The sequence below is a fragment of the Variovorax paradoxus genome (genome assembly GCA_016806145.1).
Lineage (GTDB): Bacteria > Pseudomonadota > Gammaproteobacteria > Burkholderiales > Burkholderiaceae_C > Variovorax.
Genome location: CP063166.1, coordinates 3,338,117 through 3,361,599, shown reverse-complemented (window position 1 = coordinate 3,361,599; position 23,483 = coordinate 3,338,117). Strand labels below are relative to the sequence as shown.

The window sequence follows — 23,483 nt, the reverse complement described above, 5'->3', positions numbered from 1 at the left end:
CCGCACTTCAGGAGCTACCGACCATGTCGAACCACGTCTACAAGAGCCTCGAACTCACCGGCTCGTCCACCACCAGCATCGAGGACGCCATCCAGGGCGCGATCGCCAAGGCGCACGAGACGGTGCGCAACATCCAGTGGTTCACCGTCGTCGAGACGCGCGGCCATGTGACGGACGGCCGCGTGGCGCACTGGCAGGTCACGCTGAAGATCGGCTTCACGCTCGAGTGAGCGTGACCGTCGGCTCGCTCAGGCGAAGTCGGTCGACGGCTTTTCCCAGAGGTTCACGCCGCCCTCGACCGCATGGCGGTCGATCTCTGCGAGCTCCTCCGCGCTCAGCGGCGCACCCTGGAGCGCGGCCACGTTGTCGACGATCTGCTCGGGCCGGCTCGCGCCGATCAGCGCGGAACTCACGCGCGGATCGCGCAGGGTCCAGGTCAGCGCGAGCTGCGCCAGCGATTGGCCGCGCCGTTGCGCGATCGCGTTCAGCGCGCGTGCACGCTCGATGTTGGCATCCGACAGATGTTCGGGCTTCAGCGAGCCGCCGCCCGGGCGGTTGATGCGCGCATCGGCCGGCACGCCCTGCAGGTACTTGTCGGTCAGCAGGCCCTGCGCCAGCGGCGTGAACGCGATCACGCCGGCACCGACTTCCTCGGTCGCGCCGAGCAGGTCCTTCTCGATCCAGCGGTTGAACAGGTTGTAGGCCGGCTGGTGGATCAAGAGCGGCACCTTCCATTCGCGCAGCAGCGCGGCCATCTCGCGCGTCTTGCCGGCCGAGTACGACGAGATGCCGATGTACAGCGCCTTGCCCTGCTGCACGGCCTGGGCCAGCGCCGAGGCCGTTTCCTCCAGCGGCGTGTGCGGATCGAAGCGGTGCGAATAGAAGATGTCGACGTAGTCGAGGCCCATGCGCTGCAGGCTCTGGTCGAGGCTGGCCAGCAGGTATTTGCGCGAGCCGCCGCCCTGCCCGTAGGGGCCGGGCCACATGTCCCAGCCGGCCTTGCTCGAGATGATCAGTTCGTCGCGGTAGGGCCTGAAGTCCTCGCGCAGCAGGCGGCCGAAATTCGTTTCGGCGCTGCCGTAGGGCGGGCCATAGTTGTTGGCCAGGTCGAAGTGGTTGATGCCGAGGTCGAAGGCGGTGCGCAGCAGCTGGCGCTGGGTGGCGATCGGCGTGGTGTCGCCGAAGTTGTGCCACAGCCCGAGCGAGATGGCGGGCAGCACGAGGCCGCTGCGGCCCACCTTGCGGTAGGGCATGGATTCGTAGCGCGTGGAGGCGGCGAGGTAGGTCATGGGCGATGGAAGGACGCGAAGAGAAAGCGAAAGGCGCCATGTCGGCGCCGGTACGTCGCGTTCGAGGATAGCGGCAATCGCGTCGACGCGCAGGCCGCCGACCCGCTGCGTTACGACGCCACGGCAGTGTCGCGCCCGAAGGCCAGCGCCGCGAGTTCCTCGTCCGATGCGGGCAGCACCGGCGGCACCAGCGCGTCCTGCAGGAACAGCCGCAATGCGGTCCATCCCGAGCCGTCGGCCTTGCGCGCCTGGCGCCATGCGGCCGCCTCGAGCAGCAGCACCGATTGATAGGTGCGCGCCATGCCCCAGGCCAGGCGCCGGCCGTCGCTCTCCTGCGCGCGCGGCATCAGCTCCGCGAGCGTGCGTCGCGCATGCACGATGGCGTCGGGTGCGCGCGTGCCATGGCCCGCGAGCGTCGAGAGGCGCCCGTCGATGTCGGCAAGAAAGGCCTCGCCCGCTTCGGGCGCGCGCAGCGCACGCAGCACGTCGTGCGCGAGCACCGAGGTCGTGCCCTCCCAGATGCAATGCACGTGCAGGTTGCGCAGCACGCGCGGGATGCCCGTGTCCTCCACATAGCCCGCGCCGCCGAAGCTCTCGACCAGCTCGCTCGCGGCCCAGATGCTCTGGCGCGCGCAGGCCAGCTTCGTCAGCGGCGCCAGCAGCCGCGCCAGCCCGGGCGCGCCGGTGCCGCGCTCTTGCCGATTGAGCGCGAGCGCGGTCTCGAAGTTGAGCGCGAGCATCGCCTCGTACTCGGCCGTGATGCGCGCGATCCACTGCGCATGCAGCGGCTTCTCGGCGAGCATCTGGCCGAACACGCGACGCCGTGTCGCGTAGTCGCGCGCCAGCATCAGCAGATGGCCCACGCCCGCCGGGCCGCCCCACGAGGCCCACAGCCGCGCGACGTTGAGCAGGTCGCCGATCTTCGCCACGCCGCGCTCGATGCCGCCGACCGGCACCGCGACCGTGCCTTCGAGCTCGAGCTCCGCGGTCGGCAGGGCACGCGTGCCGAGCTTGTCCTTCAGGCGCCGCACGGCGATGTGGTTCCAGCTGCCGTCGGGGCGGCGCAGCTCGACCAGGAACAGCGACAGCCCGCGGCTTCCCGGCACCGCATCGTCGGGCCGCGCGAGCGCGAGCGCCATCTGCGAGGTGGTGGCCGATGTGAACCACTTGGTGCCGTGCAACGACCAGGTGCCGTCGCCGCGCGGACGCGCGACGGTCGAGGTCTGGCCGACATCGGAGCCGCCCTCCTTCTCGGTCATCCACTGGCCCGAAGTCCAGCCGCCCTGCCGCGCCGTGAGCTTCGGCTTGTAGCGCGCGGCCAGTGCCTCGTCGTGCAGCGTGAGCAGGCGCGCGGCGCCATCGGTCATCACCAGCGGACAAGAGGCCACCGCGCCCGCGCCGTCGTACAGGTTCACGAGGCCGGCCTGCACCACGCGCGTGAACTCGCCATAGGGGTTCTCGTAGGGCAGCGCGACCAGGCCCTCCTCGAGGCCGATGTCGACCAGGCGGTGCCAGGCCGGATCGACCTCGATGCGGTCGACGCGCCGGCCCCAGGCATCGAAGGGTTCGTGGCGCGGCACGTTGTGCTCGGCCGTCGCGGCCAGTGCGGGAATCTCGCGCATCGCGCGCTCGCCCATGCGCTCGAACAGCGGACTCGCGTCGGCGAAGACCTCGGCGGGCAGCAGGCGTTCGAGCGTGTGGTGCAGGGTGCGGTCGCTCGCGAAGCGGTTCGACGGCGCGGGGTGGGGCTGGATGAAGTCGCTCATGGTGTCTCCTTGGCCGAAGGCGGGACGGGCGCCTTGGTGCCCTGCCCTCTCTTCGCGGATGCGGCATGGTCGAGCACCGCGGCCAGGCACAGCGCCACGATGTCCTCGACCACGCGCTGCGCCGCGCGCTTGGACAGCACGCCGAGCGCGAGCGGGCCGATCATGGCTTCGGCCAACGCGCCGACGATCGCCGCGGCGCTGGTGTGCGCGTTCTGCGCGCGGAACTCGCGGCTGTCGATGCCGTCCTCGATCACGGTCACGAAGATCGCGCGATAGGGTTCGCGAAAGCGCAGCCGGTCCTCGTCGATCTGCGGTGCCGCGGGTTCGGCCAACAGTGCCCACGCGAGCCTGGGCCGCTTGAGCGCGCGGTGCGCGAAGGTGCGGATGATCGCGGCCAATCGCTCGCCGGCACCGCTCTCCGAGGCGGCCGCGGCAGCGCAGGCGTCGATCTCGCGCTGCGAGGCCTGGCGGAAGACCTCATCGAACAGGTCGGTCTTCGACGGGAAGTACTGGTACAGCAAGCCGGTCGAGACCTCGGCCGTGGCCGCGACCATCGGCATGGTGGTGCCGCCGTAGCCATGGGTGGCCACGAGTTCGAGCGCGGCCAGCACGATGCGTTCGCGCGTGAGCGTCATGCGCTCTTCGACTTTGGATGTGCGTCGGTAGGTCACGCGAAGAATTGAATCACAGTTCATTTCTTATTGCAATTGCACTCCGGCTCCCTATACTTCGACGCCTCGGCCGCATCGCAACGATCACGCCGCCGGCGGCCACGGCGTCCAGTTCAACCACCAAGGAAGCTTCTCCATGCGCAGGTTCGACGACTCCTCTTTCGGTCATGGCTGGTTCCAGGCTGCCTACAGCGAGGACCTTCGCAAGGGCGAGGTGCAGCCCCTCACGGCCATGGGCCGCGAGTTCGTGCTGTGGCGCGACATGCAGGGCCAGGCCCATGCGATGGATGCGCACTGTCCGCACCTCGGCACCCATCTCGGCCATCTCGGCCATGGCGGCCGCGTCTGCGGCACCTCACTGCGCTGCCCCTTCCACGGCTGGCAGTTCTCCGGTGACGGTGCCTGCACCGACATTCCCTACAGCCCGAATCCGCGTCTCGAGATGCGGCACCTGAAGTCCTGGCCGCTGGTCGAGCGCAACGGGCTGGTGATGGTGTGGTGGCATCCGCGCGGCATCGTGCCCAGCTTCGAGGTGCCGGCGATGCCCGAGCATGGCGATGCGCAGTGGTCGCGCTACCGGCGCCAGCGCTGGGAGGTCGCGACGATCTGGCAGGAGGTGCAGGAGAACATCGTCGACACCACGCACTTCCACCACCTGCATGGCGTGGCCACGCTGGCGCGGCTCGACCGCTTCGAGCCCGCGGGGCCGGCGCTGCACGTGAACATCCTGCACGACTTCAACACGCCGCGCGGCCGGCTGCCGGGCTTCCTGCAGACCTCTCTGTACGGCCCCTACTTCGCGACGGTGCGCTTTCGCATCGCCGACCTGGCCGAGATCCTGTTCGTCGATTCGGTGGTGCCGATCGAGGCCGGCCGCGTCGCCGTGAGCTTCAGCCTGATGGCGCGGCTGCAGGGCATCGCCTCGCCCGACATGAGCCTCGCGCTGATCGACGAGGCGATCCACCAGGTGAGCCAGGACGTGCCGATCTGGGAGCACAAGATGCGCTGGAAGCGCCCCAGCCTCGCCGAGGGAGACGGACCCATCATGCGCTTCCGCCATTGGGCCGAGCAGTTCGAGACCGAGGACGAAGTCCCGGCCCCCGCGCCCCTGCGCCGCATCGAGATCGCCGCCCATGCATGATCTCGCCGCCACCGATGCCGTCTTCGTGCGCGAGGACGCGAACACCTGGCGCGCCAGCGAACTCGCGCGCGGTCCCTGGGACCCGCGCGCGCAGCATGGCGGCGCGCCCTGCGGCCTGCTCGCGCACATCGCCGAGTCGGCCGTGGAGGGCGAAGGCTGGCAGCTCGCGCGGCTCACGGTCGAGCTGATCCGGCCGGTGCCGGTCGACCTGTTGTCGTCCGCCGCCACGACCGAGGCCGGCCGCACCACCGCACGCGTCGAGATCTCGTTGCTGGCCCAGGGCAAGCCGGTGGCGAAGGCGCATGCGCTGCTGGTGCGCACGCAGCCCGTGGTGCCGCCCGAAGCAGCGTTGCAAAGGCCGCTGGCCCCTGCCCTGTCGATGCCGGCACCGTCGGACTGCACGGCACCGCTGCGCATCCCGGGCCTGCCCGACGTGCGCTCGTTCTACTACACGGCGACCGAAAGCCGCGTGGCGGCCGGCGATGCCGCGGCGCCCGGTCCGGCCGCGGCATGGTTTCGATTGCGCGTGCCGCTGGTGGCCGGCGCCGCCAATTCGCCCGCGATGCGCGCGGCCGCCGCGGCCGACTTCGGCAACGGCCTGAGCTGGGTGCTGCCGGTCGAGCGCTTCAACTTCGCCAACGCCGACCTCTCGCTGCAGCTCGCGCGGCAACCGGTCGGCGACTGGATCGGCCTCGATGCCGTGACCACGGTCGCGCCCGACGGCAGCGGCTGCACCTTCAGCCAGCTGCACGACGAGCGCGGCCGCTTCGGCTTCGCGACGCAGACGCTGCTCGTCTTCGCGCGCTAGCGTTTCGGCTCAAGCGCTCGTCAGCCCGCGCGACACCGGCAGCCTGCGCACGCGCTTGCCGGTCACCGCGAAGATCGCGTTGGTGATCGCGGGCGCGATGCCCGAGGTGCCGGGCTCGCCCATGCCGCCGGGCGCTTCGCCGCTGGCCACGATATGGGTCTCGATCGCCGGCGTCTCGTTGATGCGCAAAGGCCGCACGTCGTGGAAGTTCGACTGCTCGATGCGTCCGTCCTTCAACGTCGCCTCGCCCCACAGCGCGCCCGAGATGCCGAAGATCACGCCGCTCTGCACCTGGGCCTGCACCGTGTCGGGGTTGACCACCACGCCGGTGTCGAGCGCGCACACCACGCGCCTGACCACCGGCTCGCCGCCGTCCTTCGGCACCTCGACCTCGGCCACCAGCGCCATGAAGGTGCCGAAGGCGAACTGCAGCGACACGCCGCGCCCGCGCTGCGGCGGCAGCGGCGTGCCCCAGCCGGCCTTCTGCGCCGCGAGCTCGAGCACGGCCTTGGCGCGCGGATTGGCGCCCAGCAGCGCGCGCCGGTAGTCCACCGGATCGGCCTTGGCCGCATGCGCGAGCTCGTCGATGAAGCTCTCGACCACGAACACGTTGTGCGTCGGTCCCACGCCGCGCCAGAACGCGGTGGGCACCGGCGGCTCGTGGTTCACGTACTCGACGCGGATGTTCGGCAGCGCATAGGGCGGCTTCTCGGCGCCGTCGATGGTCTCGGGATCGACGCCGTTGTTGTAGGCCGGCGGCAGCCAACGCTTGAGGATCGACGAGCCCGTGATGCGATGGCGCCAGGCCACCGGCCGGCCCTGCGCATCGAGGCCCGCGCTCACGCGGTCGTAGAAGTACGGCCGGTACATGTCGTGCTGCGTGTCCTCCTCGCGCGTCCACACCACCTTGACCGGGCCGTCGACCTGCTTGGCGATCTGCACCGCGCGCGTGATGCTGTCGACCTCGAGCCGGCGCCCGAAGCCGCCGCCCAGCAGGTGGTTGTGCACCGTGACCTTCTCCACCGGCAGGCCCGATGCGGCCGCCGCCGCGGCACGCGCTCGCGTGATCACCTGGGTGCCAACCCATACCTCGCAGCCGTCGGGCCGCACACGCACCGTGCAGTTCAGCGGCTCCATCGCCGCATGCACCAGGAACGGCACCTCGTACACGGCCTCGAGGCGCTGCGCCGCGCCGGTCATCGCCGCCGCGTCGTCGCCCTCGTTGCGTGCCACCGCGCCGGTCTGCAGCGAGGCCTGCATCATCGATTCGACGATCGCCGCCGAATCGATGCCTGCGTTGGCGCCGCCGTCCCATTCGATCGCGAGCGCCGCCAGGCCCTTCTTCGCCGCGCCCATGTGGTCGGCCACCACCGCCACGCAGTCGTCGAGCCGCACGATCTGGCGCACGCCGCGCACCGCCTTCGCCTTGCTGTCGTCCACGCTGCGCAGGCGGCCGCCGAACACCGGCGACTGCGCGAGCGTGGCGACCTTCATGCCCGGCACCTTGGCATCGATGCCGTAGAGCGCGCTGCCGTCGACCTTGGCCGGCGAGTCGAGCCGCTTCGCGGGCGTGCCGATCAGCCGGAAATCGGCCGGCGCCTTGAGCGCGACCTTCTCGGGCAGCGGCAGCTTCGCGGCATCGGCGACCAGCGCGCCGTACTTCAGGCGCCGGCCGCTGGCCGCATGCACGACCTCGCCGCGGGTCGCCTTGCAGCTGTCGGGCGCGACCTTCCAGCGCTGCGCCGCGGCCTGCACGAGCACCGTGCGCGCGGTGGCGCCGGCACGCCGCAGCGGCTCGTAGGCGGCGCGGATGGTGGTCGAGCCGCCGGTCACCTGGAAGCCCAGCAGCGGGTTGCCGTAGAGCTTGTCGTCGGGCGGCGCATGCTCGACGCGCACCGCGGCCAGGTCGACCTCGAGCTCCTCGGCGATCAGCATCGGCACGCTGGTGTAGGTGCCCTGCCCCATCTCGATGTAGCCCATGGTCACGGTCACGCGGCCATCGGGCGCGATCTTGACGAAGGCATTGGGCGTCCACGGCGGCGTGCCCGCCGGTGCGGCCTCGGCCGCCTCGGGCATGGCGCCCAGGCCCACGCCGATCAGCAGGCCGCCGCCGAGCGCGGCACCGATGCTCAGGAAGCCGCGGCGCGACAGCGCGGGCGAGTCCGCCGGCGCGTGTTCCGTCAGTCGATCGATCAGCATCTCAGGCCACCGCCTTTCCGGAGAGCGCGCGTGCCGCCTCCTTGATGCCCGCGCGAATGCGCACATAGGTGCCGCATCGACAGACGTTGCCGCTCATCGCGGCATCGATCTCCTCGTCGCTCGGCGCCGTGTTCTTGCTCAGCAGCGCGGTGGCCGACATCAGCTGGCCCGATTGGCAGTAGCCGCACTGCACCACGTCGAGATCGAGCCAGGCCTTCTGCAGCGCGCGGCCCACGCGCGTGGCGGCGAGCGACTCGATGGTGCTCACGTTCGCCTTGCCCACCGATTCCACCGTCGTGAGGCAGGCCCGCGTGGGCGCGCCGTCGACATGGATGGTGCAGGCGCCGCACAGGCCCATGCCGCAGCCGAACTTGGTACCGGTCATGCCGAGCACGTCGCGCAAGGCCCAGAGCACCGGCGTGTCGCCGTCGACGTCGAGCGGGCGTTCGATTCCATTGACTTTCATGTTGTTGGTGTCCTTGTCGTGGGGTGGTTCGCTGCCCGCGCGACGCGCCGGATGGGCGCGGCGCGCGGGCAGGCCGACAGGAGGATGTCACGCCGAAGGAATTCGCGCCGGACGCGCAAGCCTCGTTTCCAGACATCCCGCGTAGGCGATGTCCGGCCGCACGATGCGCGGCGGGTCCGTTCCCGGGCGCCGCGCGGGGCCGGACCATGCACGGACTCCCGAGGAAAGGATCACCATGTTCGACCACATCGGCTTCAGGGTGCGCGACCTGCGCGCCGCGCGCCGCTTCTACGACGCGGTCGCGGGCGCGCTCGGCCTGCGGACCCTCGACAACAGCGCCCATTCGTTCCTGCTCGTGCGCAGTGCCGAGCTGACCGTGCCCTTCGTCTGGATCGGCACCGACCAGCCGGCCTTCTGGAGCGGCGCGCACCAGGTGTCGGCCAGCCCGATCCACCTGGCGCTCTCGGCGAAGACGCCGCAGGAGGTCGACGCCTTCCATCGCGCGGCGCTGCAGGCCGGCGGCATCGACAACGGTTTCCCCGGCCCGCGCGGGCCGGCCGAGATGCACTACTATGGCGCCTACGTGCTCGACCCCGACGGCAACAACGTCGAGGCCGGCTGCCGCGGCGCGGCCTCCTAGGCCGCCAGCAGGCCCGGGTCGCTCGGGTACATGTAGCGCCGCGACCACGGCAGCGTCTTCGCCGCGCGGCCGGCCTTGCGGCCCACGATCTGGTAGATCGCCACGTCGTCGTTCTCGAAGGCATAGGCGCAGCCCGCCAGGTACACGCGCCAGATCCTGAACTTCTCCTCGTCGACCATCGCGCGCACCTGCTCGGTGTGCGCCTCGTAGGCATCGCTCCACAGCCGCAGCGTGCGCGCGTAGTGGCGCCGCAGGTTCTCCACGTCGAAGGCCTCGAGGCCGCCCTGCTGCATCGATTGCAGCGTGAGGCCGATGTGCGGCAGCTCGCCGTTCGGGAACACGTAGCGGTCGATGAAGTCGCCGCCGCCGTACGAGACGCCACCGCCCTCGGGGTCGGACGAGGTGATGCCGTGGTTCATCACCACGCCGTCATCGGCCAGCAGCGCGCGCACGCGCTGGAAGTACTCGGGAAGGTTCTTGCGGCCCACGTGCTCGAACATGCCGACGCTGGTGATGCGGTCGAACTGCCCGCTCACGTCGCGATAGTCCTGCAGCCGGATCTCGATGCGGTCGGCCAGGCCTGCGGCCTTCACGCGCTCGGTCGCGAGCTCGAACTGGTTCTGCGACAGGGTCACGCCCACGCAGCGCGCACCGAACTTCCGTGCCGCGCGGATCACCAGCGCGCCCCAGCCGCAGCCGATGTCGAGCAGGGTCTGGCCCGGCTGCAGCTGGATCTTGGTGAGGATGTGGTCGATCTTCTTGAGCTGCGCCGTCTCGAGGTCCTCGTCGCCGTGCTCGAAGTAGGCGCACGAATAGACCATGTTCGGGTCGAGCCAGAGTTGGTAGAAGGCGTTCGAGACGTCGTAGTGGTACTGGATCGACTTGCGGTCCGACGCCTTGGTGTGCGTGAAGTAGCGCGCCATGTTCTTGAGCGCGCTGGCACCGGCGCCGGTGCCGCTGTCGAGCGAGCTCTTCGCGAGCCCGTAGGCGATGTCGATGATGTCGCTGAGCTTGCCCTCGATGTCGATCTTGCTCTGCACATAGGCCTCGCCGAGGTTGGCCAGCGTCGGCTCGAGCATCAGCGACAGCGCCGAGGGGGATTTCACGTGCAGGGTGACGGCCGGGCCGCTGAAGTCGCCGAAGTCGTACGACTTGCCGTCCCACAAGGTCAGCCGCGCGGGCAGATTGGCACGTGCGCGGACGGCCGCGCTCCACTGTTCGACCTTCTTTTCCCAAAGCATGCATTTCTCCGTGTTGGTGTTGCTTGCGATTCGGGAAAGCACGATAGCCAGATTCCGTGCGATGTGCAGGGCAATGCCGGAGTTCGACCCGGAGCCGTCACGAGTTAGCGCTCCAATCTGACGGAAAGCCGTGGTTCGAGTCGGATGTGCGGGAAAACTACAGTATTCAGAAATCTCACAATCCGTAATACAAATGCACTATTTCGAAAGAATAATTGCGGCAAACGTAACGAAGCTGCGAATAGGCCCCAGAGCCTCGGCAAGGGAAAAAGCTCGATGCACAACAATCTTGAAGTCCAACGCCGATGGCTATTTCGTCTTCCAAGTGTTCCTGCGGGCTTGCCCATCTCGAACGCATTCCACGTCGCTCCTGGATGCGCTGGCTTCCCTGGCTGCGTTACTACCAGTGCACCCTGTGCGGGGGCAAGCGCCTGGCCACTGAAAACGCGGTGAACGCCGCCGTGGCCGCCCGCGCGAGCCGCGAAGCCGTCGAGCGACGGTAATCGCCCGGTCCTGACCGTCGCCTGAACGGGCGCACGCTTCTCCACCCGGCCGTCGCCCCGGGCCCGTTCGAAGTCGCTCGCGACCGCGCGGGAGCCGTTCAGTCGTAGCGCACGGTCACGAGCGCGATGCCGCCCGACTGCGCCGCCATCGACAACACCCCACCGTCCTGCCCGATCGACCGCTCGCTCCTTGGCGCCAGCGGCGTCGTGCGTCCGCGCGCGTCGATGAACGCGATGGCCAGCGGCTGCTCGCCGAGCGCATCGACGCGCACGCTGGCGCTCGGCGCATCGATCTCCTGGCGCAGGAAGCGGATCTCGGTGGCGTGGCTCGTCACGCGGTGAACGAGCGTGCCCGGCCGTGCATCGACGCGCATCTCGTAGGGTGCGCCGACGATCGCGCCGGTGAAGTGGATGGTCCCGTCGGCGGCTGCGGCCGCCAGCGGCAGAAGGCACAGGGCAAGCGCTGCCCGAGGTGCCAGGTTGCGAAGCGTCGACCCGTGATGGTTCACGTCGGACTCCCTTCTTGCTGCTCGGTGGGCTCCCTTGTTTCTGAACGGAATGAAATCATTGTTTACATGTGAATGCAAGCAATTGTTTCCGTCATCACGAGGGGTTGCCAACCCGGCAAGAGATCTGTACGCATGGCCAGGACGCCGTCGCGGCGGCGTGCGGCGCGCGAGGCGCCGCTCAGGAATGCAGGGCGAGATCGGGCGGCCCTTCGCTGGCCTCGATGAACAGCCGCTTGATCATCGGAAAGCGCGCGCGCACCTGGCGCTCGATCGCGGCGATGGCGTCGGCGGCGTCGCCGGTGTCGGTGTCGTCCTTGAAATTCACGTCGACGATCGCGAGCACCTGGTCGGGCCCGATGTACATCGACAGCACCCGGCCCACCTCCTCCACGCTGGGCTGCGCCATCGCCAGCTCGCGGATCGCGCGCGCCGTCTCGGGCCGCACGCCCTCCCCGATCAGCAGGCCGCGCGACTGTGCGATCAGCAGCAGCGCCACGCCCGCGAGCAGCAGCCCGATCACCATCGAGGCCGCGCCGTCGAACACCGGCATGTCGAAGCGGTGGCCGAGGTAGATGCCCAGCGCCGCCACCGCGAGGCCGGCCAGCGCGGCCGCATCCTCGGCCAGCACCGTGTAGGTGGTCGGGTCCTTGCTGCGGTCCAGCGCCTGCCAGAACGGCGTGCCGCCGGCCTGCGTGCGGAACTGCCGCAGCGCGATCAGGAAGCTCGTGCCCTCGAACACCGCCGCGGCCGCGAGCACCACGTAGTTCCAGGTCGGATCGCCCAGCGGCTCGGGATGGCGGATGTGCTCGATGCCTTCATAGAAGGACACGCCGCCGCCGAGCCCGAAGATCAGCACCGCCACGATCAGGCTCCAGAAGTAGAGCTCCTTGCCGTGGCCGAACGGATGCTCGACGCTCGCCGGGCGCTTGCTCAGGCGCAGGCCGACCAGCAGCAGCACGCCATTGAAGGTGTCGACCGACGAATGGATGCCTTCGGACAGCATCGCCGAGCTGCCGGTGATGCCGGCCACGACGAACTTGGTGATCGCGATGGCGATGTTCGCGCCGATGGCGCCGTAGATGGCGATGCGGGATTCGGCCATGGAGAGCGTGGCCGTTCGCTAGCCGGGCCTCAAGGCAGGCCGAGGTAGATGCGCAGGTCGTCCTTGTAGGTGCCGGCCGAGGCGACGGCGGTGCGAAGCCGTTCTTCCGACACGCCGAACCATTCGGTCCAGTAGTCGACTTCCTTGAGGTCGGTCACGTCGATCCGGTCATCGTCCCGGGGGATGCGGATCTGAAGGTCTTCGGACATCGGAAATTTCTCCTGCATTGAAGCCACGCAGTGTCGCGAGCGCGCGGCGCGGGAACGCCGGACGCGGACGACACCGCATGCAGGACGGCATCCATCCGCGCGGCGCGGGCCGGCTGCTCAGGCCGCCTCGCGCGAGGCCGCGCCCAGCGCGTCGTTGCCGGCCTCACCGAGCCAGCGGCGCTTGTCGCGCAGCGGCGGCGCGCCGAACATGCGGCCGTACTCGCGCGCGAACTGCGAGGGGCTCTCGTAGCCCACGTTGTGCGCGGCCGTCGCCACGTCGGCGCCGGTCAGCAGCATCAGCCGCCGGGCCTCCTGCAGCCGCAGCTGCTTCTGGTACTGCAGCGGGCTCATCGCGGTCACGGCCTTGAAGTGATGGTGGAACGAGGACACGCTCATGTGCACCGCGCGCGCCATGTCCTCGACCTTCAGCGACTGCGCGAAGTTCACGCGCAGCGCGCTGATCGCCTTGGCCACGCGCTGGGTGTGGCTGTCCTGCAGCGCGATCTGCCGCAGCCGCGCGCCCTCGCCGTTCACCAGCAGCCGGTACATGATCTCGCGCTTGATCAGCGGCGCCATGATCGGTACGTCCTCCGGCGTCTCCAGCAGGCGCAAGAGCCGCAGCACCGGCTCGAGCACCGGCATCGCGATGCGGTTGACGTACATGCCGCGCGAGGCCGGCGCATTGGCCTTGGCCGGCAGCTGCTCGCTGCGGATCAGCTCGCCGATCTCGTCGACCGCGAGCTCGAGTCGCAGCCCCAGGTAGGGCTCCTGCTCGCTGGTCACGCGCACCTGGCCGCACACCGGCAGGTCGACCGAGGTGACCAGGTAGTGCATCGGGTCGTACACGTAGATGTCGTCGCCCACCATGATCCGCTTGGAGCCCTGCGCGATCAGGCCCAGCGCGGGCGTCTGCATCGCATGCTTGGGGCCGTCGGGCTTGCTGACGCAGTAGACGAACAGGCCGGGCACCGCGGTGTCGATCGAGCCGTCGCGGCCGCCGGTCACCAGGTTGATCAGGCGCACCAGCTCCTTGCGGGCTTCGTCGAGTTCGGGTTCGAGCGGCAGCGGCGTACCGATGGCGGAAAGGATGTCGGGGGTTTCGTCGGACATGTGGCGAGTCCTTGTCACGGTGGAGAAACAAGCGGCTCGCAGCTTAAACCTCCGCTGGCGCGCGCGCACGCCCGCGGCCACCGGTCTGGAGAATTAGGCAAGACCTTTGCAGGAACGCGCTGGCCCCGGAGCGGTGCGCGGCCGGATACTTTTCCGGGGCCCACCGGGTCTTCAACGCAAAGGAAGTCTTTCGATGCAATACCGCAAATTCGGCCGCACCGGCCTCTTCGTCTCCGAGCTCTGCCTCGGCACCATGACCTTCGGCGGGTCCTCGGGCATCTGGGGCCAGATCGGCGATCTCCAGCAATCCGAGGCCGAGGCGCTGGTCGGCCGCGCGCTCGACGCCGGCATCAACTTCATCGACACCGCCGACGTCTATTCCGAAGGCCAGTCGGAAGTCATCACCGGCCAGGCGCTCAAGAACCTCAAGGTGCCGCGTGACAAGGTGGTGGTGGCGACCAAGGTGCTCGGCGAAACCGGCAGCAAGGGCGTCAACTCCGCCGGTGCCTCGCGCTACCACATCATGGACGGCGTGAAGGCCAGCCTGCGGCGGCTGCAGCTCGATCACATCGACCTCTACCAGATCCACGGCTTCGACCCCGCCACGCGGATCGAGGAAACCGTGGAGGCGCTCGACACGCTGGTGCGCCACGGCCACGTGCGCTACGTGGGCGTGTCGAACTGGGCCGCCTGGCAGATCGTCAAGGCGCTGGGCATCGCCGAGCGCAAGGGCCTGGCGCGCTTCGAATCGCTGCAGGCCTACTACACGATCGCGGGCCGCGACCTCGAGCGCGAACTGGTGCCGATGCTGCGCAGCGAGGAGGTCGGCCTGATGGTCTGGAGCCCGCTGGCCGGCGGCTTCCTCAGCGGCAAGTACAGCCGCGCGGGCGAGGCGCAGCAGGCCGAACAGGGCAGCCGCCGCATCGCCTTCGACTTCCCGCCGGTCGACAAGGAACGCGCCTTCGACTGCATCGACGTCATGCGCGAGCTGGCCGAGGCGCGCAAGGTCTCGGTGGCGCAGGTCGCGCTGGCCTGGCTGCTGCACCAGCCGGTGGTGACCAGCGTGATCATCGGCGCCAAGCGCGTCGACCAGCTCGACGACAACCTTGCTGCCACCGCCATCCAGCTCACCGCCGACGAACTCGCGCGGCTCGACAAGGTCAGCGCGCTGCCGGCCGAGTATCCGGGCTGGATGCTCGAGCGCCAGGGCGGTGTGCGGCGCCAGCGCGTGGCGGATTCGCTGTCGCGCGGCTGAGCCGACGAAAGGGCCGCCGAGCGGCGGCCCTGCCCTACTTCTTCGGCTGCACCTCGAAGGCCAGCAGCTGCGTGATCTGGCTCGCGGTGTTGAAGTTGTTGTCCGACACCAGCACCAGCGTGTCGTTGCCGTTGGGCAGCTTCGGTCCCCAGGCGATGCCCTCGATGTTGTCGAGCCTGGCCAGTCCCAGCGTGTTCAGGTCGAGCACCAGGCGCTTGCGCACCGGCTTGTAGTCGGCGCCCACGAGGCTGGCGAGGCCGCGCACGTCGGTGGCGCCTTCGGTCTCGATCTCGTAGAGGCGGATGTAGTTGCTGTAGTTGCCGTCGGCGGCCTGCACGCCCGCGCGCTCGATCACGAGGAACTGGTGGTCGTTGATCGCGAGCATCTCCGACACGCCGTTGTCGGCATTCGGTCCGGTGGGCGCCTTGGGGATCGCATCGATCGGATAGGCCACCTGGCGGAGCACCGCGCCCGCGCGGTCGAACTGCGTGAAGCGCGAGACCGCGCCGCTCGTGGGCGTGGGCAAGGGGCCGTCCTCGTAGATCGGCGCTTCCATGCCGACCCACAGGGTCTTGCCGTCGGCCGAGAAGCTCAGCGCCTCGTAGGTCGCGTTGTTGCGCGAGCCCTTCTCCTGCGTCGGCGACATCCTGAACATCGCGGGCGCCGGCAGGATCAGGTTGGCCACGCCGTCGATGGCCATGCGCGCCACGAAGGGATCGAGGCCGCGTGCGCGGTCGCCCTCGCTGCCCCACCACAGGCCGCCCCCCTGCGGATCGATGCGGAACGATTCGGGATCGGCCGCGGTGCCACCCGGCGCCGGATCGGGGCTGGGGTAGACCTTGCCGTTCATGTCCTTGAGCGCGATCGTCGAGCGGAAGCGCACCGAGGAGAAACGCTGGCCGTCGTAGTCGAGTTCGGCCGTGTGGAAGCGCGACGAGGTGCGGTCGTCGCTGAGGAAGTACCAGAGCTTCGTGGCGGGGTCGTAGTCGACCGCCGAGAGCCCGCCGACCTGCACCCCGTCGATCCTGAGGTCGTTGGCCAGCACCTGTTCGCCGATCAGCCGCACGCTCTGCACGCTGCGTTCGGCGACGGGCGCGGGTGCGGGCGCTGGAGCCGGTGGCGGCGCCGCGGGCGCGGGCGCCGGTGCCACGGGCAGGAACACGCCGCTGTCGCCACCGCCGCCGCAGGCGGTCAGGGCCATGGCCGCGCATAGCGCTGTGGCCAGAAGACGAAGAGCGGCGGGCTTGAAGGGAGGAGCGAAGGAAGGCATCGGGCGCTGCGCGAGTGGGCGAAGCGCCGGATGCTAGGGAGGGCAGATGACGGTTCGGTGAAGCCTCGCCGCGTTCAACCCGTGTTGCGCCGTACCAGCGCCGCGATGTACTCGCGCAGCGAGACGCGGCCGCGCTCGGGGTTCTCGGCCTCGTACTTCTTGTCGAGCGTGACGCGCGTCATCGCCGCGTACGAGGCCGCGCCCGCGTCCGAGAAGCCCATCGCCTTGAACGCATGCTCCCACTGGCTGCGCGGCGTCTGGACCGCGCGCACCGGCTTGTTGAGCGCCAGCGCGAAGGCCTCGGCCACGTCCGCGCTGGTGTAGGCCTCGGGACCTTCCACGTGGTGCGGGCCCGAATCCTTGGCCGGCCCTTCCATCAGCCGCGCCGCGAACTGGCCCAGGTCCTGCGGCGACACCATCGGCAGCGCGAAGTCGACCGGGTACATGGTGTGGACCACGCCCTGCTCCTGCGCGGTCTGCAGCGACAGGTCCCAGTTGCTCATGTAGTAGGCCGCGCGGATCACGGCGGTGGGAATGGGCTGCGCCGCGAGCGCCTGCTCCATCTCGTAGAGCACGCCGAGGTCGCCGATGCGCTCGCCGGGCTGCGCGCCGTAGGCCGACTCGGCCACGATCTTCTCGAGGTTGGCGCCCTGCACCGCGCGCAGGATGCTGCGCAGGCTGCGCCGCTCCTCGGCCGCGGTGTCGGTCGACGGCGCCGCGGGCGGGTTCAGCAGGAACAGCCGCTTGCCGCCGGCCAGCACGCGCTGGAAGGCGGCAACGTCGAACACGTCGACCACCGCGACCTTGGCGCCCTTCTTGCGCAGCGCCTCGGTCTTCGAGGCATGGCGCGTGATGACGGTGACGGGCTGGCCCTTGGCCAGCAGTGCTTCGGCCAGGGCCGAGCCCACGTGGCCGGTGGCTCCGAGGATGATGTGCATGGTCGTCTCCGTGAGTGCAGGCGGCCGAGGTCAGCCGCGGTGCTCGTTGCGCCGGCGCGTGGCCGCGGCCTTGCGCGCCGACGCCGATCGCGCGGCCGCGGGTCGGGCGGCCGCCGCGGCACCGCCCTTGTGGCCGCCCTTGCGCGACGGCGCATGGTTCTCGGTCTTGCCGCGGCCCGAGCCGCTCTTCTTGCCGCCGCCGGTTTCGGCATTCACCGTGGCCCAGGCGCGGCGCTCGGCCTCGCCCCGGCCCAGGCCGCGTTTCTCGTAGCCTGCCTCGATATGCTCGGCCTTGCGTATCTGCTTGTCCGTGTAGGACGACTTGTCGCCTCGTGGCATGTTCATCGCTCCTGTGTGGATGGAAGATGGAAAAACATGCTGCGCGCGGCACTCGCACCCAGGGTAAGAAAAGCCTAGCGGCCCGCGTCAGCGCTGTCCGTCGTCGGCGGCGCAACACGCATGCATCGAGGTGTAGGCAAGCCCGCGGCGGTCAGGCCCCGTCGCCCGCGATGGCGATGCGCTCAACGGATGCCTTCGCGTTCGGCGACCGAGCGCGCGTCGCGTGCCCACACCTGCAACACGAAGTCGGCCTCCTCGTGCAGCACCAGCCGGGCCAGGCCGAGCGCGGCCAGGGCACCCTGCACGTCGGCGGTCGGGAGCCTGCGCTGCGCGAAGTCGGGACGCCAGTCGCAGGCCACCAGCGTGCCGTCGGCGTCGAGCGCGCGTTCGCAGCAGGCCGCGACGCGCTGCATTGCCTCGCGGTCGAGGAAGTAGCCGACCTCGCTGAGCACGATCAGATCGAAGCTGCCGGGGCCGGCATCGATCGGCCAGTCGTCGGGCAGGGTCTGCCGCCGCACCTCCACATGGCCAAGCCCGGCCGTGCGCTGCTGTGCGGTCGCCACCGCCCGGGCCGAGAAATCGCTCGCGAGCAACCGGTCGCAGCGCGAGGCCAGCGCCAGCGTCAGCTCGCCGATCCCGCAGCCGGGTTCGAACGCATGGCGGTAGCGCGCCCGCGGCAAGGCCGCGAGCAGCAGCGCGCGCTTGCGCGCCTCGTACCAGCGCGCGCGCACGGCATAGGGATCCTCGCTGGCCGCGTAGAGCGACTCGAAGTAGTCGTGCGGCGCCGCGGGACTCACAGGAACACGACCTCGTAGGGCCGCTGCGCGCGCGCCAGCGTGGTGGCGCGCAGCACCGGCGGCGCGCCGGTCGAGGGATCGGGCCGCAGCTGGCTCGTGAAGGCGCGCACCGCCTCGCGCTTGCGCCGCAGCGCCTCGGGGTCGAGCAGCAGGCGTCGCGCATGCCGCCACGGCATGCGCGCATCCGCGGGACGGGCCCAGTGCCAGCCCCAGACCGGCACCTCGACCAGGCGCGCGCCCGCGCTCGCCGCCGCCAGCGCGCAGGCCTGGCCCGTGGCTTCGTGGTCGGGATGCCCGTCGCGGCGCCAGGTCGTGAAGACCATGTCGCGCGGCCGCAGCAGCGACACCAGCCGCGCCGCCAGCGTGGCCCGCACCGCCTGCAGTCCGCCGTCGGGCAGCTCGAGCCGTATCGGCTCGATCGCCAGCCCGAGCCGCTCGAGCGCGCGCAGGCTCTCGCGCGGCCGGCTGCGCGCAAGCCTTTCCGGCGACCACACCGCCGATCCCCGATGGCTCGCGGTGCCATCGGTCACGGCGATCACCACCACCTCGCGCCCCTGCTCCGCGAGCTGCGCCAGCAGGCCGCCGACCGCGAGCACCTCGTCGTCGGGATGCGGCGCCACCACCACGGCGCGCGCGCCCTCGGGCACCAGTTCCCCGGCGGCGATCGCGGGCAGCCGGGCCAGCCCGGGCCAGCCGTTCCATTCGGCCTCGGTGGTGCCGTCGCCGCGGATCGCTCGGCCGGCCGCACCGCGTATCTTGTTCATCACAGCACCCATGTGGCGCTCCTTTCGTCGACGGCGATCTGTCCGAGCGCGGCAAGGTCGCGCTCGGCGTGGCTCTGGCGCAGGTACACCGGCAGGTCGGCCATGGCGCGCGCGAAACGCGCGTCGCGGCACAGCGGCGCGGCGCCGAGCGCGCGGCCCGCGTGGCGCAGCACCGTCTCGGCCGACTGCTCGACCACCAGCCGCGCGTTCAGCGCCACGCGCCGCGCGTCGTCGGCCGGATGGGTGTCGATCCAGTGCGCGGCCTCGCGCAGCACCGCGGTCGCGCCGGCCAGCGCGGCATCGATGGCGCCGAGGTGCGCGAGCCGGTGCGCATCGGGCTTGCCGCCCTGCGCCGCGATCGCGAGCACCTGGCGCGCGATGCCCAGGGCGCCGCCCCACCAGCAGGCCGCGATGCCGGCGCCGCCCTGCCAGAAGCCCGGGCGGCTCGTGTAGTCGCCGGGCCGGCCGACCGGCACCGCGAGCGCGTGGTCGAAATGCACGTCCACGCTCGCGCTCGCGGCCATGCCGACCGCCTCCCAGCCTTCATCCGAAACCCGCACGCCCGGCTGCTTGAGTGACACGGCCGCAAGACAGGCGCGGCCCTCCTCGTCGTGCACGCTGACGATCGCATGCGTGAGACCCGCGGCGCCCGAGCACCAGGCCTTGCGCCCGTCGAGCCGCACGGCGCCGGGGCAGCCCTCCTCGAGCCGCATGGCGACGCGCGCATCGGGCGGCTCGGCGCACCAGGTGCCCCAGCGCGAGCCGGGCGGCACGGCGGGGCCATGCAGCTCGGCGAGGATCGCGAGCGCGTCGGTATGGCCTTCATAGAGCTTGGCCAGCGAGAGATCGTGCGCCGCGACCTCGGCGAGCGCACGCCAGCGCATCAGCGTGCGGCCCTGGGCCGGCCAGGGCACGCGGTCGGCGCCGGCTTCGACGAGGCGGGTCAGTGCGACGGCGGGATCGGCGGGCAGCCGAAGCCGCTCGAGGGTGTCGCTGCTGAGGTCTTCCGTCATGGATCTTGGTGCGGGGCGTGGTTCGGTGAGTTCGCTCCGAACATAGAGGGCGGCCACGCCATGCCCCGTCGGCAGGAAGGCCCCGGGCCTGTAGGAGTGGCGGCCCGCGCCGCCGACGCCGGCGCGAGGCCGGGTCCTACAGCGGCGGCACGGCGCAACCCAACGCGCCGAGCGCGGGCCTCAGCCCGCGAGCACCTTCTCGAGATCGGCCTTCAGGCTGGTCGCGCGCTCGGGCGCCTTCGCCAGTCCGGTATCGACCAGCGCCTGGGCGATCGAGCGCTCGCCCAGGTGCACCGCGATCCGCGCAAGATGCAGCGCCGTGCGCGCGTGGATCCGCGCGGGGTCGGTCTCGCGCAGCATCTGCACGAAGCCCTGCGGATAGTTGCCGTGCTTCGCGAAGAAGCCGCGCCCCGGCCCGGCCCATTCGCTCACGATGAAATCGACCGTTTCCTCGGCCTCCTCCATCGATTGGCCATAGGCCCAGCCATGGGCCTCACCGGCCGGCGGATCGAGGCGATCGCGGAACACGCAGTGCGACTCCTCGATCTGCGCCGGCGCGACCTGGCCGCCACCTTCGGTCGGCAGGAAGTCGAGGTGCGCCCCGAGGTTGAGGTAGCACTGCTTGCCGCCGCTCGCGCCCTGCACGTTGAAGACGTGGATCACCGGCCCCTCGATGCGCCGCAGGGTCTGGCCCGTGCCCTCGAAGCCTTCGGCCATGAGCACGGGATGGAGCTTGCGGGTCAGCAACTTGAGGAAGGTGGCGCGGGTGGTCATCGGCTTCGTGGTGCGAGTGGATGGGGGTTGCATTCTCACCGCGCCTCGCGCTCGCCATGCTCGGGCGCGTTTCGGGAGACGACCGATGGCGGCATTCATCGAGTTCGGCATCGAGGACCCCGGCGCCTGAGCGGCGCGGATGCACCGCCCCCGCATCAGCCGGTCACGTTCCCCGGCATGAAGGCCCAGACCTGCGGCTCGTACTGCAGGTAGTCCACGTCGACCACCACCGCGCAAGGATCGGAGATCCCGGGTCCTCCCGCCGCGTGCACGCCGAGGACCTTCGCGTTGTACTCGTTGCTGACCAGCAGCTTGCTCTGGATGAACCAGTAGCCAAGGGTCTCGCTGGGCATCAGGCTCCAGAGCTGCTCGTCGCGCGCGTCCTTGGCCATCGGCGCCACCACCACGTTCTGCAGCAGCGGCGAATTGCCGGTGGGCGTGGCCATCGTGAGCACGTAGCCGGTGGTCATGGTCGTCTGCAGGTACCACCAGCCGGACGCGCCCGCGGGGACGAAGCGCCACGCCTGGTTGGGTCCGCCGTTCGGCGGGTAGGTGATGACCTGCTGGTTCTGGGCCGGGTTGTTCTCGTAGACATCGAGGACCTGGCCCGCCTCGCCCATCTGTCGGATGACGAAGGGTTGGCCCTCGGTGATGAAGTAGGCATGGGGTGCAATGAATCCCGGGTCGGTGATCGGCATCATTTCTCCTGTTCGCAAAGGGTGGGAATGGGGCCGCTCAGGCCTGGATCGGCTGGTCGCTCGAACCGCCGGGCCAGTAGGTGTCGATCAACTGGTAGGCCGCCTCGAGATCGAGCTTGTTGCCGTGGTCCTGCAGCAGCGCGATGGCCTGCGGGCTGGTCGAGTTCTCGGGGATGAAGCACGGCAGCCGCGGATTGAGGTTGGTGAAGCGGTCCCCGAGCATCAGCTTGGCCAGGGTCGGCATCAGGTTGTCCGAGGTGCCGTTGAGGCACATGTCGAGCATCGGCGAGGACCGCTCCTGGTTCATCAGGAACGGCGTCGTGTTCTCGAACGGGTTCGGCACGCCGTCCATCCACTGGCGCGCGCCCCATTCGTAGGTGTTGGGCGCGACCCAGTCGGGCATCAGGCCGGTGCCGATGGTGATGGCCGAGATGTCCTCGAGCTTGTGGCCGTTGTGCACGGCCAGCGCGATGGCGGCCATCGTGGGATCGTGGTTGAAGAAGGCGCCGTCGACATTGCCTTCGAAGGAATTGAGCTGGCCCGGCATCGAGCCGCTCGAGGTCGCGGCCTTGGCGATGGGATAGTTCACATGGCCATCGAAGCCGTCCTTCAGGTCGGCCTCGGTCAGCATGTTGGTGACCATCCAGGGCGACCAGGGCTTCGGAACCACGATGCCGTCGACCAGCTCCAGGCCGCCCACGTTGAAGGTCACGAACAGCACCTTCTTTCGGGTCTCGTCGCCGACCTTCTTGTCGCCGTGCAGCAGCTCCTGCGTTTCGTACACCGACTTGATCGGATAGGCGGGCGCCGTCGGATCGGTGTTCATGTTGTCGTAGAAGTTCAGCTCGCCGTGCGTGAAGAGATGGATGATCTCGTCGGGCGACTTCCCCGCCAGCAATTCGCTCGTGATGATCGATCCGGTCGAGCAACCCGCGATCAGATCGACATCGCGAATCAGGTCGGACCGGTATTCCTTCAATCGCTTGAGAATCGTGACCGACATGAGGCCGCGAATACCGCCGCCCACGAAAGCCAGGATGGTGAATTTCTTTGCCACTGGAAAGACTCCTTTGGGACATATCCCGAGATGGGACGCGGAGTCTGTTCTTCGCCGTCAAGCGGCGTCTACGCGTGGATTCCCGCTGAATTGGAACGTTGTACAACCCAATGGATTAGCGCCCACGGCAATCCGTTGCGAGAAGAAAGTTCAATCGCGCAACGAGCAATTGCGCATCAATTGAAGGGTCTATTCGGCAATGCGAATGATTGCATTGCAATGCATCTGTCCGGAATTTCGATCACGTCTTTTCATTGGCAGATCGGCGTGACGGCAGCGTGATTTTCAGCGCCCGAACACCAGCAGCAGATTGTTCGCGGGCATCTCGTGCCGCGCGTGCAGGCGCAGCCCCGCGGCGCGCGCCTGCGCTTCCACGTCCGTCAACGATCGGATGCCCCAGGTCGGGTCGCGCTCGCGCAGGCTCTGGTCGAACGCGAGGTTGCTCGGCGCCGGTGCCGTGCCTTCCTCGAAGTACGGGCCGTAGGTGACCAGCAGGCCCTCGGGCCGCAGATGCCGCGCCGCGCCCTGCATCAGCGCGGTGCAGGTGGACCACGGCGAGATGTGCAGCATGTTCGCGCAGTAGATCGCATCGAACTCCCGCGCGAAGGCCGTGCCTTGCGAGGGCCAGGGCGCATCCATCACGTCGAGCAGCACCGGCGGCCGCAGCCCGGGCAGTCCGGCCTGCTCGACGCGGCGCGCGAGCGCGGGAAGCGCGCGCGCATCGGCATCGCTGGTCTGCCAGGTCCAGCCGCGCAAGGCCGTCGCGAACCACTCGGCATGCTGGCCGGTGCCCGAGGCGATCTCGAGCGCCGCGCCCTGCTCGCCGAGGATGCCGAGCAGCCGCTCGAGGATCGGTTGCTTGTTGCGTTCGGCGGCGGGACTGAAGGAAAGATCGGACATGCGGTGTTCGGTGTGGCGAAGGTC

25 protein-coding genes are annotated in these 23,483 nt (G+C 69.7%); 5 read left to right on the top strand and 20 right to left on the bottom strand.

The genetic code is table 11. The annotated features are described in order from the left end of the window. Window positions 1-23: 23 nt before the first annotated feature. The gene (locus INQ48_15805) at window positions 24-230 is read left to right on the top strand and encodes a dodecin domain-containing protein (GenBank protein QRF54908.1); all 207 of its coding nucleotides are present in this window, start codon (window positions 24-26) and stop codon (window positions 228-230) included. Window positions 231-248: 18 nt separating this feature from the next. Here INQ48_15805 and mgrA read toward each other — a convergent pair whose 3' ends face one another. From mgrA to INQ48_15790, 3 genes are all read right to left on the bottom strand, one after another. Then, a complete protein-coding gene (gene mgrA, locus INQ48_15800; protein ID QRF54907.1) occupies window positions 249-1,289 on the bottom strand; it encodes an L-glyceraldehyde 3-phosphate reductase in 1,041 nt (346 codons plus the stop codon). Between the two features lie 110 nt (window positions 1,290-1,399). After that, the gene (locus tag INQ48_15795) at window positions 1,400-3,055 is read right to left on the bottom strand and encodes an acyl-CoA dehydrogenase family protein (protein QRF54906.1); all 1,656 of its coding nucleotides are present in this window, start codon (window positions 3,053-3,055) and stop codon (window positions 1,400-1,402) included. Then, the gene (locus tag INQ48_15790) at window positions 3,052-3,750 is read right to left on the bottom strand and encodes a TetR/AcrR family transcriptional regulator (GenBank protein ID QRF54905.1); all 699 of its coding nucleotides are present in this window, start codon (window positions 3,748-3,750) and stop codon (window positions 3,052-3,054) included. The genes INQ48_15795 and INQ48_15790 overlap by 4 nt, the downstream gene beginning before the upstream one ends. A gap of 112 nt (window positions 3,751-3,862) precedes the next feature. Here INQ48_15790 and INQ48_15785 point away from each other — a divergent pair, with 112 nt between their 5' ends. After that, window positions 3,863-4,867, top strand: coding sequence for a Rieske (2Fe-2S) protein (locus INQ48_15785; protein QRF54904.1), 1,005 nt, complete (start codon window positions 3,863-3,865; stop codon window positions 4,865-4,867). Next, window positions 4,860-5,675: a thioesterase family protein gene (locus INQ48_15780; GenBank protein ID QRF54903.1), complete on the top strand. Its 816-nt coding sequence runs from the start codon at window positions 4,860-4,862 to the stop codon at window positions 5,673-5,675. Before INQ48_15785 ends, INQ48_15780 begins: the two co-directional genes overlap by 8 nt. Before the next feature lie 9 nt (window positions 5,676-5,684). Here the strand turns inward: INQ48_15780 and INQ48_15775 are convergent, their stop codons facing one another. After that, the gene (locus INQ48_15775; protein ID QRF54902.1) at window positions 5,685-7,874 is read right to left on the bottom strand and encodes a xanthine dehydrogenase family protein molybdopterin-binding subunit; all 2,190 of its coding nucleotides are present in this window, start codon (window positions 7,872-7,874) and stop codon (window positions 5,685-5,687) included. A gap of 1 nt (window position 7,875) precedes the next feature. Continuing rightward, complete coding sequence (locus INQ48_15770; GenBank protein ID QRF54901.1) at window positions 7,876-8,340, bottom strand: (2Fe-2S)-binding protein; 465 nt, start codon at window positions 8,338-8,340, stop codon at window positions 7,876-7,878. Window positions 8,341-8,575: 235 nt separating this feature from the next. Between INQ48_15770 and INQ48_15765 the strand changes: the two genes are divergently transcribed. Further along, window positions 8,576-8,980: a VOC family protein gene (locus INQ48_15765; protein QRF54900.1), complete on the top strand. Its 405-nt coding sequence runs from the start codon at window positions 8,576-8,578 to the stop codon at window positions 8,978-8,980. Here INQ48_15765 and INQ48_15760 read toward each other — a convergent pair. From INQ48_15760 to INQ48_15740, 5 genes are all read right to left on the bottom strand, one after another. Then, window positions 8,977-10,221, bottom strand: a complete 1,245-nt coding sequence (locus tag INQ48_15760; protein QRF54899.1) for a class I SAM-dependent methyltransferase — start codon at window positions 10,219-10,221, stop codon at window positions 8,977-8,979. The two genes, INQ48_15765 and INQ48_15760, sit on opposite strands and share 4 nt — an antisense overlap. Window positions 10,222-10,822: 601 nt before the next feature. After that, complete coding sequence (locus tag INQ48_15755) at window positions 10,823-11,233, bottom strand: hypothetical protein (protein ID QRF54898.1); 411 nt, start codon at window positions 11,231-11,233, stop codon at window positions 10,823-10,825. 178 nt (window positions 11,234-11,411) lie between these two features. Then, window positions 11,412-12,335: a cation diffusion facilitator family transporter gene (locus tag INQ48_15750; protein ID QRF54897.1), complete on the bottom strand. Its 924-nt coding sequence runs from the start codon at window positions 12,333-12,335 to the stop codon at window positions 11,412-11,414. A 29-nt stretch (window positions 12,336-12,364) separates the two neighbouring features. Further along, a complete protein-coding gene (locus INQ48_15745; protein ID QRF54896.1) occupies window positions 12,365-12,544 on the bottom strand; it encodes a DUF3606 domain-containing protein in 180 nt (59 codons plus the stop codon). A gap of 117 nt (window positions 12,545-12,661) precedes the next feature. After that, a complete protein-coding gene (locus tag INQ48_15740) occupies window positions 12,662-13,654 on the bottom strand; it encodes an AraC family transcriptional regulator (protein ID QRF54895.1) in 993 nt (330 codons plus the stop codon). A gap of 193 nt (window positions 13,655-13,847) precedes the next feature. On the opposite strand from INQ48_15740, the gene INQ48_15735 reads away from it, so the two are divergent. Next, window positions 13,848-14,909, top strand: coding sequence for an aldo/keto reductase (locus tag INQ48_15735; protein ID QRF54894.1), 1,062 nt, complete (start codon window positions 13,848-13,850; stop codon window positions 14,907-14,909). A gap of 34 nt (window positions 14,910-14,943) precedes the next feature. Here the strand turns inward: INQ48_15735 and INQ48_15730 are convergent, their stop codons facing one another. The 10 genes from INQ48_15730 to INQ48_15685 all read right to left on the bottom strand — a co-directional run bounded on the left by INQ48_15730 (window position 14,944) and on the right by INQ48_15685 (window position 23,459). After that, window positions 14,944-16,110, bottom strand: coding sequence for an esterase-like activity of phytase family protein (locus INQ48_15730; protein QRF54893.1), 1,167 nt, complete (start codon window positions 16,108-16,110; stop codon window positions 14,944-14,946). Between the two features lie 143 nt (window positions 16,111-16,253). After that, window positions 16,254-17,117 carry an NmrA family NAD(P)-binding protein gene (locus INQ48_15725; GenBank protein ID QRF54892.1) on the bottom strand — a complete coding sequence of 288 codons (864 nt, stop codon included), beginning with the start codon at window positions 17,115-17,117 and terminating at the stop codon, window positions 16,254-16,256. A 30-nt stretch (window positions 17,118-17,147) separates the two neighbouring features. Next, window positions 17,148-17,456, bottom strand: coding sequence for a plasmid stabilization protein (locus INQ48_15720; protein QRF54891.1), 309 nt, complete (start codon window positions 17,454-17,456; stop codon window positions 17,148-17,150). Window positions 17,457-17,638: 182 nt separating this feature from the next. After that, window positions 17,639-18,253 (bottom strand): class I SAM-dependent methyltransferase, encoded by a 615-nt coding sequence (locus tag INQ48_15715; GenBank protein ID QRF54890.1) that lies wholly within the window; start codon window positions 18,251-18,253, stop codon window positions 17,639-17,641. Then, window positions 18,250-19,017 (bottom strand): PIG-L family deacetylase, encoded by a 768-nt coding sequence (locus INQ48_15710; GenBank protein QRF54889.1) that lies wholly within the window; start codon window positions 19,015-19,017, stop codon window positions 18,250-18,252. Before INQ48_15710 ends, INQ48_15715 begins: the two co-directional genes overlap by 4 nt. Continuing rightward, entirely contained in the window at window positions 19,017-20,030 is a 1,014-nt protein-coding gene (locus INQ48_15705) for an acyl-CoA dehydrogenase (protein ID QRF54888.1), read from the bottom strand. Before INQ48_15705 ends, INQ48_15710 begins: the two co-directional genes overlap by 1 nt. A gap of 180 nt (window positions 20,031-20,210) precedes the next feature. Next, on the bottom strand, window positions 20,211-20,804 hold the full coding sequence (locus INQ48_15700; protein QRF54887.1) for a DUF4304 domain-containing protein: 594 nt from the start codon (window positions 20,802-20,804) through the stop codon (window positions 20,211-20,213). 155 nt (window positions 20,805-20,959) lie between these two features. Beyond that, entirely contained in the window at window positions 20,960-21,502 is a 543-nt protein-coding gene (locus INQ48_15695) for an RICIN domain-containing protein (GenBank protein QRF54886.1), read from the bottom strand. Window positions 21,503-21,539: 37 nt separating this feature from the next. After that, window positions 21,540-22,505 carry a patatin gene (locus tag INQ48_15690; protein QRF60750.1) on the bottom strand — a complete coding sequence of 322 codons (966 nt, stop codon included), beginning with the start codon at window positions 22,503-22,505 and terminating at the stop codon, window positions 21,540-21,542. A gap of 339 nt (window positions 22,506-22,844) precedes the next feature. Further along, the gene (locus INQ48_15685; protein ID QRF54885.1) at window positions 22,845-23,459 is read right to left on the bottom strand and encodes a DUF938 domain-containing protein; all 615 of its coding nucleotides are present in this window, start codon (window positions 23,457-23,459) and stop codon (window positions 22,845-22,847) included. Between the last annotated feature and the right edge of the window lie 24 nt (window positions 23,460-23,483).